The 903-nt window shown below is 40.6% G+C and carries 1 protein-coding gene; it reads left to right on the top strand.

The features are described 5' to 3' along the window. The first annotated feature begins 324 nt into the window (after positions 1-324). Positions 325-726, top strand: a complete 402-nt coding sequence (locus tag IQR33_RS20675; RefSeq protein ID WP_137282666.1) for a VOC family protein — start codon at positions 325-327, stop codon at positions 724-726. Positions 727-903 lie beyond the last annotated feature (177 nt).

The following is a 903-nucleotide window of genomic DNA, read 5'->3' as shown; positions in this document are numbered from 1 at the left end:
TCAGTGAGGCAAACTTCTTCATGTTCCTTAAGCAACAAGAAGATTTAGCTAAGGGAAAACTAGAAGAACTATAATACCGTGGTATACGAGCAGCCTTCGTTATTAGGTTAGAGATTTGCTCTTGAGTTATAGCTAAGGCTTTGATGAGTTGCTCAATCAAGATTCGACACTTGTGGTAGCTATATTGTTTGTAGGTTCTAGTGGCAAAGGCGCTGTGCGTAAACATTCGTATTGTGTGCCTTAAACATTTGCAAGGCGTTACGTGCTTTCTAGAAAAGTCTCAAAATAGCGTACAATTAGCGTTTTGACACAGCGGAAATCATCATGGCCAAAACTGTTCAGCAGCAAATCGGAAACATTGCTCTAGTCGTTGAAAATTACGACGATGCTATCGAATTCTATACTCGAAAACTTCAATTCACTCTGGTTGAAGATACCAACCTAGGTGGTGGTAAACGCTGGGTTCAAGTTTCTCCTCCAAACTCCAATGGTACAAACCTACTTTTAGCTCAAGCGAGTACACCGGAGCAAACGCATGCAGTAGGAAATCAAACAGGTGGCCGTGTTTTCCTGTTTCTGCAAACTAATGATTTTTGGCGTGACTACGAGTTGATGAAGAAAAATGGTGTTGTATTTAATGAAGAGCCTCGTGTGGAAGAATACGGGACAGTGGTGGTGTTCCAAGATCTCTATGGTAATAAATGGGACTTACTGCAACTGAACTAGAAACTACATAGCACCTGCATAGCATAGTGTTCATGAGGAGTTTCCAACAAGCCTTTAAGGCTCTGAGATATTAGTGCTAATTCAAAGGTTCTCAGAAGTTACTGTATTTCTAAATCACTTTTGTGCAAACAATAACTAGCCATCATTCCTTCTCGATGTATCAACAAGTGTTAGGGC

It is taken from the genome of Vibrio sp. OPT46 (assembly GCF_015163535.1).
GTDB classification, from domain to species: domain Bacteria; phylum Pseudomonadota; class Gammaproteobacteria; order Enterobacterales; family Vibrionaceae; genus Vibrio; species Vibrio alginolyticus.
The sequence above is the reverse complement of the archived record's forward strand: the minus strand, read 5'-3'. Positions and strand labels throughout refer to the sequence as shown.

Coding starts and splice junctions, on each gene's coding strand:
- IQR33_RS20675 (WP_137282666.1), top strand. CDS start 325: ATGGCCAAAACTGTTCAGCAGCAAATCGGAAACATTGCTCTAGTCGTT.